Annotated in this window: 1 other RNA gene and 1 pseudogene; both read left to right on the top strand. The window is 69.0% G+C overall.

The annotated features are described in order from the left end of the window. Positions 1-121: pseudogene (locus CCN56_RS45405) on the top strand (Uma2 family endonuclease); the annotation flags it as partial. A gap of 30 nt (positions 122-151) precedes the next feature. Further along, positions 152-550, top strand: an RNA gene (gene rnpB / locus CCN56_RS40215) — RNase P RNA component class A. Positions 551-636 lie beyond the last annotated feature (86 nt).

The raw sequence follows: 636 nt of genomic DNA, 5'->3' as shown, positions 1-636 counted from the left end.
GACACGTCCACGGTGACGCTGTTCACCGACCCCGAGAACGGCGACTACCGCGAGCATCACGGTGCCCCTCCCCCTCCCCGCCCCCTTCGCCTTCGACCTGGAGACGGCCGACTTCCTCTGAATCGGCAGGTAGCATGGTCGGCACGGCAGACGAGCCGGGCGGACGGCCGCGTGGAGATCCTCGGATCTTCCCGAGGAACGTCCGGGCTCCACAGAGCAGGGTGGTGGCTAACGGCCACCCGGGGTGACCCGCGGGACAGTGCCACAGAAAACAGACCGCCGGGGACCTCGGTCCTCGGTAAGGGTGAAACGGTGGTGTAAGAGACCACCAGCGCCTGAGGTGACTCAGGCGGCTAGGTAAACCCCACTCGGAGCAAGGTCAAGAGGGGACACCCCGGTGTCCCTGCGCGGATGTTCGAGGGCTGCTCGCCCGAGTCCGCGGGTAGACCGCAGGAGGCCGGCGGCAACGCCGGTCCTAGATGGATGGCCGTCGCCCCGACGACCGCGAGGTCCCGGGGCACAGAACCCGGCGTACAGCCCGACTCGTCTGCCCCCTCTGCGGCTTTGCCTCGGAAAGGGCCTCCGGCCTGCGTCGGAGGCCCTTTCCGCTCTTTCGGGGGCTTGCCGCGTCAGGCG

The organism is Streptomyces sp. NRRL B-24572 (assembly GCF_002156145.1).
Classification (GTDB): Bacteria; Actinomycetota; Actinomycetes; order Streptomycetales; family Streptomycetaceae; genus Streptomyces; species Streptomyces vietnamensis.
This window is presented reverse-complemented; position numbering and strand designations above follow the sequence as displayed.